Annotated in this window: 14 protein-coding genes and 2 tRNA genes; 7 read left to right on the forward strand and 9 right to left on the reverse strand. The window is 56.8% G+C overall.

Annotated features, from left to right (window positions below; translation table 11 throughout):
* Positions 1–9: 9 nt before the first annotated feature.
* The 6 genes from ACTQ33_RS01090 to ACTQ33_RS01115 all read right to left on the reverse strand — a co-directional run bounded on the left by ACTQ33_RS01090 (position 10) and on the right by ACTQ33_RS01115 (position 5,326).
* The gene (locus ACTQ33_RS01090; RefSeq protein WP_441461383.1) at positions 10–1,080 is read right to left on the reverse strand and encodes a N4-gp56 family major capsid protein; all 1,071 of its coding nucleotides are present in this window, start codon (positions 1,078–1,080) and stop codon (positions 10–12) included.
* A gap of 14 nt (positions 1,081–1,094) precedes the next feature.
* Positions 1,095–1,988 carry a hypothetical protein gene (locus ACTQ33_RS01095; protein ID WP_441461385.1) on the reverse strand — a complete coding sequence of 298 codons (894 nt, stop codon included), beginning with the start codon at positions 1,986–1,988 and terminating at the stop codon, positions 1,095–1,097.
* Positions 1,989–2,053: 65 nt separating this feature from the next.
* Positions 2,054–2,127, reverse strand: a tRNA-Arg gene (locus tag ACTQ33_RS01100).
* A gap of 26 nt (positions 2,128–2,153) precedes the next feature.
* A complete protein-coding gene (locus ACTQ33_RS01105) occupies positions 2,154–2,474 on the reverse strand; it encodes a DUF4406 domain-containing protein (RefSeq protein ID WP_441461387.1) in 321 nt (106 codons plus the stop codon).
* A 12-nt stretch (positions 2,475–2,486) separates the two neighbouring features.
* Positions 2,487–3,872 carry a phage terminase large subunit gene (locus ACTQ33_RS01110; RefSeq protein WP_441461389.1) on the reverse strand — a complete coding sequence of 462 codons (1,386 nt, stop codon included), beginning with the start codon at positions 3,870–3,872 and terminating at the stop codon, positions 2,487–2,489.
* A 1,046-nt stretch (positions 3,873–4,918) separates the two neighbouring features.
* Positions 4,919–5,326 carry a hypothetical protein gene (locus ACTQ33_RS01115; RefSeq protein ID WP_441461391.1) on the reverse strand — a complete coding sequence of 136 codons (408 nt, stop codon included), beginning with the start codon at positions 5,324–5,326 and terminating at the stop codon, positions 4,919–4,921.
* A gap of 947 nt (positions 5,327–6,273) precedes the next feature.
* Between ACTQ33_RS01115 and ACTQ33_RS01120 the strand changes: the two genes are divergently transcribed.
* From ACTQ33_RS01120 to ACTQ33_RS01140, 5 genes are all read left to right on the forward strand, one after another.
* Positions 6,274–6,540, forward strand: coding sequence for a hypothetical protein (locus tag ACTQ33_RS01120; protein ID WP_441461393.1), 267 nt, complete (start codon positions 6,274–6,276; stop codon positions 6,538–6,540).
* 74 nt (positions 6,541–6,614) lie between these two features.
* Positions 6,615–7,112 (forward strand): hypothetical protein, encoded by a 498-nt coding sequence (locus tag ACTQ33_RS01125; protein ID WP_441461395.1) that lies wholly within the window; start codon positions 6,615–6,617, stop codon positions 7,110–7,112.
* Between the two features lie 30 nt (positions 7,113–7,142).
* The gene (locus ACTQ33_RS01130) at positions 7,143–7,325 is read left to right on the forward strand and encodes a hypothetical protein (RefSeq protein ID WP_441461396.1); all 183 of its coding nucleotides are present in this window, start codon (positions 7,143–7,145) and stop codon (positions 7,323–7,325) included.
* 70 nt (positions 7,326–7,395) lie between these two features.
* Complete coding sequence (locus tag ACTQ33_RS01135; RefSeq protein WP_441461398.1) at positions 7,396–7,593, forward strand: hypothetical protein; 198 nt, start codon at positions 7,396–7,398, stop codon at positions 7,591–7,593.
* Complete coding sequence (locus ACTQ33_RS01140) at positions 7,590–8,045, forward strand: hypothetical protein (protein ID WP_441461400.1); 456 nt, start codon at positions 7,590–7,592, stop codon at positions 8,043–8,045. The genes ACTQ33_RS01135 and ACTQ33_RS01140 overlap by 4 nt, the downstream gene beginning before the upstream one ends.
* Positions 8,046–8,092: 47 nt before the next feature.
* On the opposite strand, the gene ACTQ33_RS01145 is transcribed toward ACTQ33_RS01140, so the two are convergent.
* The 3 genes from ACTQ33_RS01145 to ACTQ33_RS01155 form a co-directional block, all read right to left on the reverse strand.
* Positions 8,093–8,437, reverse strand: coding sequence for a hypothetical protein (locus tag ACTQ33_RS01145; RefSeq protein WP_441461402.1), 345 nt, complete (start codon positions 8,435–8,437; stop codon positions 8,093–8,095).
* 230 nt (positions 8,438–8,667) lie between these two features.
* A tRNA-Arg gene (locus ACTQ33_RS01150) sits at positions 8,668–8,744 on the reverse strand.
* 220 nt (positions 8,745–8,964) lie between these two features.
* Complete coding sequence (locus ACTQ33_RS01155; protein WP_441461404.1) at positions 8,965–11,160, reverse strand: 5'-nucleotidase C-terminal domain-containing protein; 2,196 nt, start codon at positions 11,158–11,160, stop codon at positions 8,965–8,967.
* A 299-nt stretch (positions 11,161–11,459) separates the two neighbouring features.
* Here ACTQ33_RS01155 and ACTQ33_RS01160 point away from each other — a divergent pair, with 299 nt between their 5' ends.
* The gene (locus ACTQ33_RS01160) at positions 11,460–12,662 is read left to right on the forward strand and encodes a dicarboxylate/amino acid:cation symporter (RefSeq protein WP_441461406.1); all 1,203 of its coding nucleotides are present in this window, start codon (positions 11,460–11,462) and stop codon (positions 12,660–12,662) included.
* A 210-nt stretch (positions 12,663–12,872) separates the two neighbouring features.
* The gene (locus tag ACTQ33_RS01165) at positions 12,873–14,231 is read left to right on the forward strand and encodes an MATE family efflux transporter (RefSeq protein WP_441461408.1); all 1,359 of its coding nucleotides are present in this window, start codon (positions 12,873–12,875) and stop codon (positions 14,229–14,231) included.
* Positions 14,232–14,421: the final 190 nt, after the last annotated feature.

Below are 14,421 nucleotides of genomic sequence, written 5' to 3' on the forward strand. Positions count from 1 at the left end.
CCTATGCGGTTACTCTTCGTCGTCCACGTCCTCTGCGACGGGGGACGCGAGTTTGTTGGGTTCCACCTGATAGGCGCGGACCTTGTCGCCCTTGACGGTGCGCGGCTTGCTCATGCTGTCATACACCATGGCCGACGCGCTGTAGCGGGGGTCGCTGCCGTCCGTCGTATACTTGATGGTGCCGCTGCCGGTGATGGTGGCCTCGTGGCTGGCAATGGATACGGTCACCGCCGCAGAGGTTTGGTCATTGGGAACAGCCACATAAATTCCGTTGGCCTTGGTGCCTTTCACAAAGGCATCAAACATAATGCGGCCTTCCACCAGATCGCCGGAAATGCCCTGCGGGTCGGTGTGAATCTTGTAGTCGTTGAGCTTCATGGGAGAAATGGCAGCGCCCTTCACGATGATCATGAAGTATGCTCCATAGGGCATATAGCTGGACGGCACTTTCTTGACCACCATGCCGTCAAACTCGCCAACCACGCCCTTGCCAACCGCTTTGGTAGTCAGACCGTCGGAGTTGGTGAACTCGTCACACAGCTTCAGCAGCTTGTACATGGCCGAGGTAACATACAGGGTACGGCCCTCGGAAGGAGCAAACGCATCGTCCATGGCCACCGTACCGTCCATGATCAGGCCACCAATGGTGTCCTTGGCGGGAGCAGTCCCCAGGCCGACGACGATGCCGGCGCCCTCGGCCCACTTCTTTAGTCTGTACCGGTCGATGTAGGGGGTGACCACTTCGCGCATCTGCCGTTTCAAGGATGTGCCGGCCTGCTTCACGTTGAACTGCTCCTTGGCGTTGCCCTTGTCGATGGTGTAGGTAAACGACTTATCCTGGGTCATAATGAACTCCTGGAGATTGTCGGTCAGCTCCTGAGGTTCGCCGTAGCGATTGGCGCCGCTGCGGGTGTAGTCGTTGAGGGGCGCAGTGTCCACCTCGTAGACCTTGACGGTGCGCACGCCGGTAAACTCCATGTCAAGGTCCTTGGAAAAGGAATCCTGGGTGACGGAATCCTTATAAAACCGCTCCTGTGCGGCGCTGGCGTATTTCGTCGCCAGATTGATGGTGTTGCCCATTGCAATGTTCCTCCTTAATCGTCAGACAGGAAGTGTTCCAGGAACTGGTCTTTCGGGGTTTCCTGCCCGCCGGTGCGCTGGCTGCCGGTGCTGCGCTGCCGGTTGGCGCTGTTCTGCTTTTCAGCGGCCAACTGCCGCTCCAGCTCCGCAATCCGCTGGTCTTTTTCCTGTGCCGCCTTGGCCGCCGTGTGGGCCTCGTAGGCATGGACCAGCGTTTCACCGCCCCGCACCTGTTCCCAAACCTCCCTGGGAATGTCGCTGCTGCTGACGCCGGGAAATTTTTTCAGGAATGCGGCAATGTCGGCCTGTCGTTTGGCGGCATCCGTGTCCTGCTGCTGCCGCTCTCTGTTGCGGCTATCCAGCTGCCGTTCCGCCTTTTCCCGCTTAATGCGCTCCAAAGCCAGATCGCGGCTGATATTTTCCCGCTTCATGAGCTGGCTGGCCCTGACCTCGTCGATCATGGCGCTCAAACTCATGTGGCTCTCGTCAGCCAGTTTCTGTAAAAACTCGATATCCTCGGCATGATCGGCCTGGAACTTACGCAGCTGCTCCAACTCCGTATTGGCGCTGTGCAGCTGTTCCTTTACTCGGTCATAGTCCATGCCCTTCTGGGCGTATTCCTTGGCCTCCGCCACGGTGAGTTCCCGCTCCTGGTCCATCCACTTCACGGGAATCTTGACGCTGTCAGAAGCGCCATCACCGCCCGTGGCCTGCTGTTCCTCGGCAGGCGTTTCCTCTGCCGGTGTCTCCGGGTCCGGGGTATCGGCAGGCGTGTCGGCTACAGTCTCCGGCTGTTCGGGCTGGTCTTCCCCGCCGCCGGTCATGTACTCGGAAACGTCAACGCCCATGGCGTCAATGGTTCCGCTGGTTTCCTCCACCGTCGTGGTGTCAACGCCGTTGTTTTCCATGTCTACCTCCTATCCGGGCTATGGTTGGCCCGATTTCACCCACTATGGTTGGCGGGTGTGATTTATGGAGCCGTCTGGAGGACTTGAACCTCCGACCTGCAGATTAGAAGTCTGCTGCTCTATCCAACTGAGCTACGGCGGCATATGCTGCCAGTAGGCCGCGTGTTATTCTTCGTAAATGATGGTCAGGCCATAGGCTACAGCCGCGTCATGCTCAATTTTGCATCCGCGGGCGTTTTCCCAGCCCTTGCAGAAGTAGGCAGCGTGGCACAGGCTCATGCTTTCAAGCGACTTTGCCAGGAAACAAAGCGGAATCTGAACTACGCCGCGCTCCTCCATCTTCTCACGGCTGTACCACTCATCAGTGAACAGGGTGTTCACGATTTCATAGCCATTTTCTTTCAGGGCGGAGATTGCCTTCTCGCGGGTTGCAATGATTTCTTCTTCGGTCTTTCCAGCCATCGGCTGAGACAGCATTGCTTTCATCGTTTTTACCTCCTAGTATGCTAGATACGACGAACTCATAGGACCGCCGCACATGGCCGTCTGATAGTCCATGCCGGTGTCCTCGTCGTCCTCGTCGTAATCGTATTGGCTGGCCAGCTCCGGCGCCATAAAGCGGGACTGGCAGTAATATCGAAGGGCGTCGGGCCGGTGGGTGATCTCGTGCGGCTCCTTTGCAACGTCCGACGGATTCTTTTCATCGGATTGCACCGCTTGAAGGTTGTCGATCAATCCCCGGCAGTCCTTAAAAATCAGCAAGCCCGGTTTCCCGTCTCCCATGATTTTCAGCATTTCCTTGACGTTGAGCCAGCCCTGGACGCGGGAATTATTACCCTTTACCAGTCCCAGGCCGCACTCTGTAAAGATTTCTGCCATGGTCCTGCCGGTGTCCTTCTGAGTGGACCACATATCCGGCGGGGCTATGGTGTACTCAATACGCTCATACTCTGGTGTGACGCCTAAAGCCAGTTCCGCCGCCTGGGAGACGATCAGACGGCTTTCCGCGACTTCCCGGTAAACATAGGACCGGCCCACAAAGTCAACGGCAATCCACAGGCAGGCAAAGCAGTCAAGGCCATAGTCAAACGCCCGGTAGCGCCGCCACTCCTGCGGAATCACGAAAGGCTCAATGGTGTGGATTTCCTCACGGAACTCCGCGAAATACTGACCGGCCAAAGCGTCCCAGTTGCCGTCACGGTGGGCAGCTCTGACGTTCTCCGGCAGATTGTCCAGCATGTTGCGATACGCCGGGGAACTTTCCATCAAGTCCTTATTGTCGGACCACTTAGCAGGAATAAAGCAGTAGTCGTCCGGGTTCTCACCCTCCCGGTATTTCTTGTCGATGAACAGTCGCTTCACCCACTGGTGGCCTACGCCGCCGGGGTTACAGGTCAGGTACATTCGCTTGGGAATCTTGTTGACGCCACGCAAGCAGCCGCCAATACCGCGGAACTCGCTTTCGGTAAACTGCGTGGCCTCGTCCATGAAAATCCAGTCAAATTCCTGTCCCTGGTACTCGCCCTCCACCGTGGCCCGGTCGTTGGGCAAGTGTCCAAACTTGATGGTGCTGCCATTTGCGAAAAACACCATGTTCATTGTGCTGTTGTAGCGGCCCACCTCTTGTGGAATCAGCTTTACCAGCGGCGTGATCAGGGAGTTTTCCATGTCGCGGTATGTCCGGCGGATGATCAGGATTTTAATTCCGGCCCACCGCAGCGCACCGCCCACGGCCTTTGTCCGGACTGCCCAGGACTTGCCGCCGCCTCTGGCGCCGCCGTAGCAGGTGTACAGTTTGCGGCTCTTGAAAAATTTCCACTGGGGTTCCGAGTTGGGCCGCCCCAGTTCCACCTTGGGTGTGTTCTCCCAGCGCTCTCGCGCCATGTTCTGTTTTCCCAACTCCATCACCACCGGTCAGAAAGTCCCCCAATGGGGGCGACAGATTCGCCCGCTGTCGCACCGGGTCGCCCTGCCCACGTCAGGGCTAATTGAGACCGCCTATCAGGAGGTTACTGGGAGAAAGCGGGGTCGAACCGCCTACCTGGACGCCCCAGGGGTGAACCGTCAGCTCCCATATTGGGGGCGGCATGGAGCAACCGCCCCCGGCAACAGAGATGAGAGGAGAAAGAAAGGATGACCCATGTGCAGGACGAAATACGGGAAACGCCCTGCCGGAAGGACCCGCTCCAAAGGGGTATGGTGCAGACCCTTTCGGCAAGGTGTTTGATTTTTCTGCGTCCCGTTCTCTGGCAACCCCTACGCCGTTTTTCCCTGCCCCCCTTGGCCCGAGGAAAGTATATCACAGTTTTTCGGCCGATCTTCAAACGCTGCCCCGCAAAAGCCGCCGCAGCCGCCGCCCGTGGGAGGGAAGAGGGAAAGGGACCATCAAGGGGGATTATAGGGGGTTTAAGGGGGATAGGGTGTAGAGTGGGAGAAAGCCCTTTACTGGTACGGCAGTCTCTTCCCCTGTATCACTGCCCAGAAAATAATTACTCTTCTCTGGCGGCGGCGGCAAGCTGGCACTGTTGATGGGTACAATGTGCCGATAACACGCAGAGAGTGTATTCAGGGGAGAGTATAGGGTTCTTAGAAAGAGACGCCCGGTTTTTGGGTACCCCCATAGCCTGGGGCCATGCCTACCGGGTAGGGGGTACCCCCAGCCCCATCGGACCGACCGGGCAGGAGCCCCCACCCCCTCCCCCCTGTCTTGTGACTGGCCGCACAGCAGGCCACCAGCCGCCGCCCTGGTCATTGCCGCCGCAGCCGCCGCCGGGTGATGGGCCTTTGTGTTTTTGGATAAGACATGGCCGGTAAAACAGGCCGTTTTGCCGATTGCATTGGGCAATATGACGGAATATTCTCCAGAATCGCCCCATTTCGTTGTAAATACAACCGATGAACGCAACAAAATTATGATTTTGTGTCCTTGGCTAATCAAAGGCCCCATTTATGCCCTTTCCATCCCCAAAAAACACGCGAACCTCTGCGGAAACGCTGGATTTTGTCTCCTGTTTGTCCACATAGGCCCGGTTGTCCCACAACTGCTGTTTTGACAGGAAAATGGCCTTGCTGCTGCTGCCATTGGCCCAGGCCGGTGCCGTCTCCAGATGGGCGCGGATCAGTCCCGCCGCCCGGACCAGCTCCCGCCGGTGCTTTTTATAGGCATCAATGTCCGTATTACATACGGCTACCGCTTCATCCCAGGTAATCCCTATCGCCACAAGCAGATCGGCAGGGCCTCCCCTCTTGGTTGGGTCGGCTGCCAGGGCGTCAAAGTATGCGTCCACCTTCTGTCTGATTTTGTCCGCAGAGACGGAGCATAGCGGGTCTTTCGGCATTCCTCTTCACCTCCTTATCTTGTACAAGAGTATCTTGTATTTATATTTTTTATATAATAATAACACTTACACAAGATAAGATAGTGCTTACTGCTCCCACCTTTCCCAGCTGAGAAACCACTGGGAGACCGGCAGAACGCCGGTAAAATGGGGCTTCCTGGTGGGTGTGAGACCGCCAAGAGTTGATAAAATAAAAACAGTACAAATGTACTGTCTGAGAGGGTCTAAGAGCAGCCCCCAAATGGTATAGATAGCCCCCACATAATAAGGCGGCGGAGCGGGCCAAAGAGCGCACCGCAAAAGAGCGCCAAAGAGTGATAACCACTGTATAATGCCTGTCTTGTCACTTGTAAAAACAGATAAAACAGCGCCGGGAAAAAATAATTTCAAAAGGGGCTTGACATACGTCGATGTATGTTGTACGATAAGGCCAGCAAGAGGGGAACGGCTCGACCTCCTGAAAGGAGGTGACAGCGTGACAGTGCAAGAAACCTTGATGTTACTTAATCTGTTAGCCGTTGTTATCTTTGGAGTTATCAACATAACGAAAAAGAAATAACCGGCCCCCCGCATAGGAAACCGGCAATTTCTCAAGCTATAAACTTGTAGGAGGTTGACCGGGGTCCGTTGCAGCGGACCGCCCCTCTTGCTCTCGATTATAGAGCAAACTGGGGGTGAAGTCAATAGCAAAGCGGAAAACGGAAACCAGCAGCGAGGTCAAATCGCGTTGGATTGCAGCAAACTACAAACGATACGGCGTAAGTCTTCGATATGATACCGACGGCGAAATTATCGAATATCTGGAGAAGCACAAGACGCCCGACGGGAAAGGAACAACGGAAATTATCCGTGCAGCACTTCAAAACTATATCAAAAACGGGGGCTAGATAGCCCCCAAAACTTAAATTACATACATCGATGTATGTAACACAGAAAGGAGCAACGTTATGAACATGTTCAGCACTCGCCGCGAGGCTCTTGATATTTTCGAGAATATCAGCCCGGAATTGGTTTACACCGTCCGTGAGGAAATCAGTGGGAACATCATCACCGGAACAAAGATGGAATTGTTCCATTCGATCATCGACGCGGACCGAGAAGCAAATGGGAATGTTTCCCACGTTCCTGCCTCTCACTACTATCAGGGTGAGGAGCCGTCCGACGAATACATTGAGACCTGGGCAATTATCGAGTGTGCGTATATGGGTTTCTGATGCTGACCCAGCTCACCGCCCGCCGATGGGCTGGAGTGAATACCAGAACTCACATAAATCAAGGAGGAAACACCATGAAATACTTTACCACCTGCTCCAATCTCGACGAACTGAAAAAGGAATATCGCCGTCTGGCCCAGCTCTTCCACCCCGACTGTGGCGGCGACACGGCTACCATGCAGCGCATCAACGCCGATTACGCGGTTATGATGGAAAAGCTGAAAGCGGACCACAACGCATCCGCAGACGAGGCCCACAAGGTCACGGAGGCCCCCGAAGAATTTATTGCTATCATCACCGCCCTGTTGAAGTTAAAGGGCCTGGAGGTGGAGCTGTGCGGCTCCTGGCTGTGGATTGGAGGCAATACCCGCGAGAACAAAGAGGAATTGAAGGCCGCTGGGTGCCGCTGGAGCAAGAACAAGCAGCTGTGGTATTGGCACCATGCCGAGGACGGCGCCCACTGGAGCCGGGGCAAGAAGAGTATCAGCCAAATCCGCAGCAAGTACGGCTCCCAGGTTTTCCGGGGCGGCGCAGAATCCACCAACTTTACGCCGATTGGCGCGCCGGTTTGACCGGCCGCCTTTGATTAGAGGTTGCAGACTATGAGTATCACGAGCTTTTCTCAGGTTTTCAGCCGGACGATTTCCGGCCACATGATCCGCATTTTTCAGGGCCGTGGCTATCACGTCGGCTATGTAGACGGCGCCCGCGTCACTGGTTATATTGCCGGATTTGGCCCGTGCCTTTCCTGGTGTCAGGAAGTTGCCGAGGCCGCCGGGTGCTGACGTTGTCCCTGTCCATCGTCCACCGGTGGGCAGCAGAGAGCGCCAGAAAATAAAATGGAGGTAATCACACATGAAAATCAAAGTCTGTATTGGTGGCCGGGTGCTTGAGCGCACCATAAAGAAGTTTTGCTTTTCTTCGGGAGGTATCGTCCACTATATCACCGTTGACAGGGTTCCTTATGTGGTGGAAATGCACAACGGGAATCCATCTGGATTGGTTCCTTTTGCGGCTTTCTCTGGATACTACTTTGGAGGTGAGCGTACATGAGCTATCGGCAATGGTTTGACCATGGAAGCTGGTACAAGTCCGACAACTACCTGGACAGCCGCTGTTATGTGGCCGACCCGGATAAGCAGAACGATTTGAAGACAATCCAGTGGTTGGATAAGCAGGCGGCGGCGTATATTGAGCAGTACGCCGCCACACTGGCCAGAGTGCAGGAGTATCGGGCAGCACTAGCCGCCAGATATGCAGAACTGGTCTCTATGCCCTATCGGATGCAGTTAGAATTGACCCGGCACAAGCAGTATCAAGGCCCTGTAACATACTGGCTGCGCCTAAACCGTGTATACGCCGATGGACATGTGGAGCATGAGCAAGAAACCAAATACCCAGGCACAGAGCGCCACAAGGCCATAGCAGAGTTTGAACGGATGAAGAAACAGCGCCCAGGCATTGAGGCCGTCAAGGACATTGCAAAAGGAAAGTGGGAGCGTTGAAAAATTGAAAAGCGAACCCCCCGACCGGAACGGAATCCGGCGGGGGTTTATGCGTAAAATATGACTTTGTTGCGGTTACTTTCATGCCTGAGCCATTTTTGTTTTGACATGGAAAAGTTTCTCTTCCCGCCGTCATTGTTGTTGTTGATCTCTGCTGTATCGCCCTCAACGGTTTGGTGAGTAGTCTCAATCGTAAGGCCGTTTGCCAGAGCAAAAATCAATCCTCCAACGCATAACGTCGCAACGACAACAATAGTAGCGCAAATAACGCAAAGCCGGGTTAAGCCTCTGCGCTCGGACTTTTCTTTCCGGCGGTCTTCCCTGTCACTCTCAATCGCAGAAATTAAAAGATCAAGCTTTTCTTCAACCGTCAACTCCCGTTTTTCTTCCATTGTTGCGCCTCCTTTTCTGCAATTATATCATAATTTTGGGATAATTTAAATATAAATTTGAATATCATTACAGCCATCGAACGTCTGAAATTTGGTGTGTAGATTGGTGTGTATTTTATTGTCTGTAATTGTTCGAAATAGTGCAAAATATGATTTACATAAAATCATCACATAAAATAAAAAACCACCGAAAACCGTTGATTTCTCAGGGTTTTCGGTGGTTTACACTATGGTACGGTAGGAGGGACTCGAACCCCCGACCTACTGATTCGTAGTCAGTCACTCTATCCAACTGAGCTACTACCGCATACACATCGGCGCTTCGTTTTTTAACCGCTCGCCTCAGCGCTCATTTATATTAGCACAGGTCTTCCCAAAATGCAAGCATTTTTTTGAGAAATTTTAAAATATTTTTGGAGGCCGCCATCCCCTCCCCGCTGCGACGGGCGTCCGGAGGCTTTTCCGCTGGCCGCCGCCGGGCAAACATTGGACGCGCTGCCGAAGCAGCGCGTCCTTGTTCGTACCTGTTACTGCATCTTGAAGTAGTCCAGCAGCAGCTGGGCAACCTGGGCACGGGTAGCCGTACCGGTGGGGTTCAGAGCGTTGTTGGAACCGCTGATCAGGCCCATGCCCACAGCCGTCTCCATGTAGCTCTCGGCCCAACCGGCCACCTGGGCCACATCGGTGTAGCCGCTCAGGTCTGCCGTCTGCTGGGTGTTCTTCTGCTCGTAGGCAGCATAGGACACCATGATCTTGGCCAGCTGCTGACGGGTCACGACGCCGTCGCCGTCAAACAGGCCGTTGCCGACGCCGCCGGCAATGCCGTTGTCCTCGGCCCAGGCCGCCGCATCGGCGTAGGTGGTACCGGCCACATCGCTAAAGGTGGCGGCTTCCACAGCGGGCTTGCCGGACAGGTTGTACAGGGCCTGAATCAGGACGCCGCGGGTGGCAGCGCTGTCGGGCTGGAAGTCCACGCCGGTCTCACCCATGATGCCGTTGGTGGTCACATACTCCACCGCCTCGGCGTACCAGGGCTCTTCCACCGGCGTCTCAGAAGCCGCGTAGATGGTGATGCGGCCCTGGCCGTAAGGGTTGGCGTACTCGTCGCCCACGACACCGCCCAGGGTGTTCTTGATGTAGTTGATGAGGACTTCATTGTCCACCATGACCTCGTCCTTGAGGATGGTCACGTTGTTCTTGCCAAACATGGCGTAGCCGTCGCCGCCCTGCTTGAGCATATAGTTGTGGGAAGCCAGGGTGTAGGTGCCCTGAGGATCGATGGCCTTGTACTCGCCGGTGGCCTTGTCGAGAATCTGCACGTTCTCCACGCGGCGGGCGCCCTCGACCTTGACGAAGTTCCCGGCCTCGTCCAGGACGACGGAGCTCTTCACACCGGTGTTGATGGTGTACTTGAGGCCGGAGACCTGCAGGAAGCCGCCGTTCTCAGACTCGCCCGCGTAAGCGGAGCCGTGCTCCAGGGCGTCGAGGATCTGCTGGCCGCTGACCTCCACCAGGCAGGCCAGATTGCCGAAGGGATGGACCGCGATGATATCGCCGTAGGTGATGTCGCCGGCAGCCAGATCGGCGCGGACGCCGCCGCCGTTGACAAAGGCCACATCGGCATCGAGCAGAGACCGGTAGGCATCGGCGCAGAGGTCGCCCAGGTTGGTCTCAGCGGAACGGACGGCCCGCTCACCGGTGGCGGGGTCCAGGGTGGTCAGGTCGACCTTGGAGGTGGCAACCACTTCGTTGGCCTTGTCCTGATACTGCTTCTGGATGGACTCCACCGTGGTCTTCATCTGGGTGTAGGCCTCGGAGGTGGTGTCCACATCGGCCAGGGCCACCAGCTCCGTGGACAGCTTGCCGTCGGCGGAAATGGTCAGCTTACCGATGGATTCGGCCTTGGTGCCGGTCTGGCTCAGGAGCACATCCTCGCCCTTCTCGTTCTTGACGGTCTGGCTGGGGACGGTGCTGTGGGAGTGGCCGTCGAGGACCACGTCGATGCCGGAGGTGTTGGCGATGACTTCCGTGGACATCCAGGGGGAGCTTTCGGTGTCTTCGCCCAGGTGGGCCAGGGCCACCACGTAATCGGCGCCGGCGGCAATGGCCTCGTCCACGGTCTTCTGGACCTGATCGTACAGTTCCTGGCCGTTGTCGCCCTGGCAGAAGCCGTAGATATACTCACCCTGTTCGTTCTGGAAGTAGGCCGGGGCCGCCTTGGTCATGGTCTCGGGGGTGGAGATGCCCACATAGGCCACGTCCACATCGCCATAGGTGACCATCTTGTAGCTGTCCAGGACCGGATTGCCGTCCTTGTCCACAAAGTTGCAGCTCAGGTAGGGGTAGTTGGCCTGATTGTTGACGATGTCCAGGAAGGTCGTCATCTGGAAGTCAAACTCATGGTTGCCGGGAACGGCCATGTCGTAACCGGCCTTGTTCATGATCTCGACGATCCAGCTGCCCTGGGACATGGAACCCAGGATACCGCCCTGAATGGCGTCGCCGTTGTCCACCAGGGTCACATACCCGTCGCCGTACTGCTGCTGCATCTGGGCCTTGTAGCCCGCGATGGCGGCGTAGGCCATACCGTCGTCGTTGGTGCAGTGGACGTCGTTGGTGTAGAGTACCACGATGTCCTGCCCGTCGGCGGCGCTGACGGGCAGCGCCATGGCCGATACCGTCGCCAGCGACAGGCCCAGAGCCACCAGTTTTTTCGCTCTCATGGGGAATTCCACCTTTCGTAATCACAAATGCCCTGTTCTGCGGACATTCTCTATATTATGGTATCAGGTTCCGACGCCCCTTGCAATGGATTTCACGAGAGCCTTACAAGATTTTACGCATGTTTCAATTTTTCACCAAAAAATTCTGCAATATTTAACAAAAAATTACCATTCCCATTGGAAACCGCTCCGGCAAGAATCCACGGTCCCCCCTTGTGCCGCGGAGAAAACTATGCTATAACAGAATCAAGTCGTTGGGGCCGCACGGCGCGGCCCCACGGAAAGAGGAGGTCTATTGTATGAAATTTGTCAAGAGCCTGCCCTTCAAGCTGCTGGTGGGCGTGGTCCTGGGCATTGTCCTGGGCCTGGTCATCCCCGAGCAGGGACCGCTGCACAATGTGCTGCAAGTCATCGTCACCATCAAGTACATTCTGAACCAGCTGATTTCCTTCTGCGTGCCGCTGATTATCATCGGTTTTATCGCCCCGTCCATCGTCAAGCTGGGGTCCAACGCCTCGCGGATGCTGGGCGTGGCCCTGGTCATCGCCTATGTATCCTCTGTGGGCGCGGCGCTGTTCTCCATGATTGCCGGCTACGCCATCATTCCCAGTCTCAACATCGTCTCCCAGGTGGACGGCCTCAAGGAGGTCCCCGAGGCCATTTTCCAACTGGATATCCCGGCCATCATGTCGGTCATGAGCGCACTGGTGTTCTCGGTGCTGGTGGGTCTGGCCGTCACCTGGACCAAGGCCCGCACCATTGCGGCGGTGCTCCAGGAGTTCCAGGAGATCGTGCTGAAGATCGTCACCCGGGTGGTCATCCCCATTCTGCCCCTGTTCATTGCCACCACCTTCTGCACCCTGGCCTATGAGGGCACCATCACCAAGCAGCTGCCCATCTTCCTCATTGTCATTGTCATCGTCATGATCGGCCACTACATCTGGCTGGCCCTGCTCTATGGTCTGGGCGGCGCCTATTCCAAAACCAACCCCTGGGAGGTCCTGCGCCACTACGGCCCCGCCTACATCACGGCGGTTGGTACCATGTCCTCCGCCGCCACGTTGTCCGTGGCCCTGGACTGCGCCCGCAAGGCCAAGACCCTGCGGCCCGATATGGTGTCTTTCGGCGTTCCCCTGTTCGCCAATATCCACCTGTGCGGCTCGGTGCTGACGGAGGTGTTCTTCGTGATGACCGTCAGCAAGATTCTGTACGGCTCGATTCCCAGTGTCGGCACCATGATTCTCTTCTGCGTGCTGCTGGGCATTTTCGCTGTGGGCGCCCCCGGCGTTCCCGGCGGTACGGTCATGGCCTCTCTGGGCCTGATTATTTCGGTGGTGGGCTTTGACGGCACCGGCACCGGCCTGATGCTGACCATCTTCGCGTTGCAGGATTCCTTCGGCACCGCCTGCAACGTCACCGGCGACGGCGCGCTGACGCTGATGCTCACCGGCTACGCCAAGAAGCACCACATCAAGGAGGAGGCCATCGATTTCAGTTTGTAATCCATCCGCAGCAACACCCCCGCACCGCCGTGCGGGGGTGTTTCCCGTATCTGCACGCCCCCAAGCGGGGACCCATGCCCCGCCCAAACCGGGGCGGTTTGCGTGTGCCGAACCTTTTTCCAGCGGTGTAACCGTTTGTTGTTTACAAGCCGTCCGGAACCCGCTATACTTACTGTCAACACGGCTTGAACGAGAGAGGAGAGAACCGCCATGCGGCGTACCAATGACCTGGGCAACGATCCCGTGGGCCGTCTGGTCCTGCGGCTGGCGTTGCCCACCATGCTGGCCCAGCTGGTCAATGTGCTGTACAGCATTGTGGACCGCATTTACATCAGCAATATTCCCCAGGTGGGCGAGCTGGCCCTGGCCGGTGTCGGCGTCTGCGGTCCCATTGTCACCCTGCTGTCGTCCTTTGCCACGTTGGTGGGCCTGGGCGGGTCCCCCATTATGGCCATGCGCATGGGCGCGGGCCGCAAGGAGGAAGCGGGCCGCATTCTCAACACCTGTTTTCTGCTGCTGCTGGGCCTTTCGGCGGCGCTGACGGTGGGGTTCCTGCTGATGAAAAACCATCTGCTCCAGTGGTTCGGCACCAGTCCCAGCACGTTTGCCTATGGCAACACCTATTTGACCATCTATACCGCCGGTACCCTGTTCGCCCTCATGGCGGCGGGGATGAACAGTTTTCTCATCTGCCAGGGCTTTTCCGGCCTGGGTATGTTCACGGTGCTGCTGGGCGCGGTGATGAACATTGTACTGGACCCCATCTTTATTTTCCTCTGTGACATGGGCGTGGCCGGCGCGGCGCTGGCAACGGTGCTGTCCCAGATGGGCTCCTGTGCCTTTGTGCTGCTGACGCTGCGGCGGAAAACCATGCCGGTTCCCCTGGGGCTGCGGGGGTTTTCCTGGAACATCGTCCGGCAGGTGGTGGCCTTCGGCCTGTCGCCGTTTCTCATCATTGCCACCGACAGTGTGCTGCTCATCGTGCTCAACACCATGCTCCAGCGCTACGGCGGCCCGGAGCTGGGCGACACGCTGGTGACCTGCGCCACCATTGTGCAGAGTTATCTGTTGATTATTTCCATGCCCATGGGCGGCATGACGCTGGGGACGCAGCCGGTCATCAGCTTCAACTACGGCGCGGGCAATCCCGAGCGCATCCGCAAGGCCATGAAAGCCATTGTGGGGCTGTGCCTGCTGTTCTGCGCCATTATGATGGTTGCCACCCATACGGTTTCCCAGTATTTTGTCCAGCTCTTTACGTCGGACGGTGATATTTTGGCGCGGAGCGTCCGGTATATCAAGATTTTTACAGCCATGATTCTGCCGTTGGCGGTCCAGTACGCCCTGGTGGACGAAACGACGGCATTGGGCCATGTGAAATTGGCGCTGTTCTGCTCGCTGTTCCGGAAAACGGTCTATCTGATGGCGTTGGTGGCGCTGCCGGTGCTGGTGTCGGCGGAGGCCACATTCCTCTCGGAACCCCTGGCCGATATCATCGCCGCCACCATGACCACGGTGCTCTTCCTCCGGGCGTTCCCCAAAATCCTCCGGGAGTGTACCACGACTTAACCGTTTTTACCGGCGTTTTCCCATGTGGTGTCGCAACCGATGCTGCAACGCATATCAATGGGGTGCCGCTCACCGCAGCACCCCTTGTAAAAGGCCCAACTCCGCGCTGGAGCTGGGCCTGTTTTGTCGCCTGCGGGCGATGGACCACGAAGGGGGCGCAAAACGCCCCCCCTTTTTGTTTTTCCCTGCC

Origin of the sequence: Candidatus Avoscillospira sp. LCP25S3_F1 (assembly GCF_052117125.1) — a bacterium.
Lineage (GTDB): Bacteria > Bacillota > Clostridia > Oscillospirales > Oscillospiraceae > Avoscillospira_A.

What these genes read in the sequence shown, in the direction of transcription:
- ACTQ33_RS01165 (WP_441461408.1), top strand. Translation starts at nt 12,873, where the DNA reads ATGCGGCGTACCAATGACCTGGGCAACGATCCCGTGGGCCGTCTGGTC.
- ACTQ33_RS01140 (WP_441461400.1), top strand. Translation starts at nt 7,590, where the DNA reads ATGAGCTATCGGCAATGGTTTGACCATGGAAGCTGGTACAAGTCCGAC.
- ACTQ33_RS01145 (WP_441461402.1), bottom strand. Translation starts at nt 8,437, where the DNA reads ATGGAAGAAAAACGGGAGTTGACGGTTGAAGAAAAGCTTGATCTTTTA.
- ACTQ33_RS01125 (WP_441461395.1), top strand. Translation starts at nt 6,615, where the DNA reads ATGAAATACTTTACCACCTGCTCCAATCTCGACGAACTGAAAAAGGAA.
- ACTQ33_RS01130 (WP_441461396.1), top strand. Translation starts at nt 7,143, where the DNA reads ATGAGTATCACGAGCTTTTCTCAGGTTTTCAGCCGGACGATTTCCGGC.
- ACTQ33_RS01110 (WP_441461389.1), bottom strand. Translation starts at nt 3,872, where the DNA reads ATGGCGCGAGAGCGCTGGGAGAACACACCCAAGGTGGAACTGGGGCGG.
- ACTQ33_RS01090 (WP_441461383.1), bottom strand. Translation starts at nt 1,080, where the DNA reads ATGGGCAACACCATCAATCTGGCGACGAAATACGCCAGCGCCGCACAG.
- ACTQ33_RS01135 (WP_441461398.1), top strand. Translation starts at nt 7,396, where the DNA reads ATGAAAATCAAAGTCTGTATTGGTGGCCGGGTGCTTGAGCGCACCATA.
- ACTQ33_RS01155 (WP_441461404.1), bottom strand. Translation starts at nt 11,160, where the DNA reads ATGAGAGCGAAAAAACTGGTGGCTCTGGGCCTGTCGCTGGCGACGGTA.
- ACTQ33_RS01115 (WP_441461391.1), bottom strand. Translation starts at nt 5,326, where the DNA reads ATGCCGAAAGACCCGCTATGCTCCGTCTCTGCGGACAAAATCAGACAG.
- ACTQ33_RS01160 (WP_441461406.1), top strand. Translation starts at nt 11,460, where the DNA reads ATGAAATTTGTCAAGAGCCTGCCCTTCAAGCTGCTGGTGGGCGTGGTC.
- ACTQ33_RS01105 (WP_441461387.1), bottom strand. Translation starts at nt 2,474, where the DNA reads ATGAAAGCAATGCTGTCTCAGCCGATGGCTGGAAAGACCGAAGAAGAA.
- ACTQ33_RS01120 (WP_441461393.1), top strand. Translation starts at nt 6,274, where the DNA reads ATGAACATGTTCAGCACTCGCCGCGAGGCTCTTGATATTTTCGAGAAT.
- ACTQ33_RS01095 (WP_441461385.1), bottom strand. Translation starts at nt 1,988, where the DNA reads ATGGAAAACAACGGCGTTGACACCACGACGGTGGAGGAAACCAGCGGA.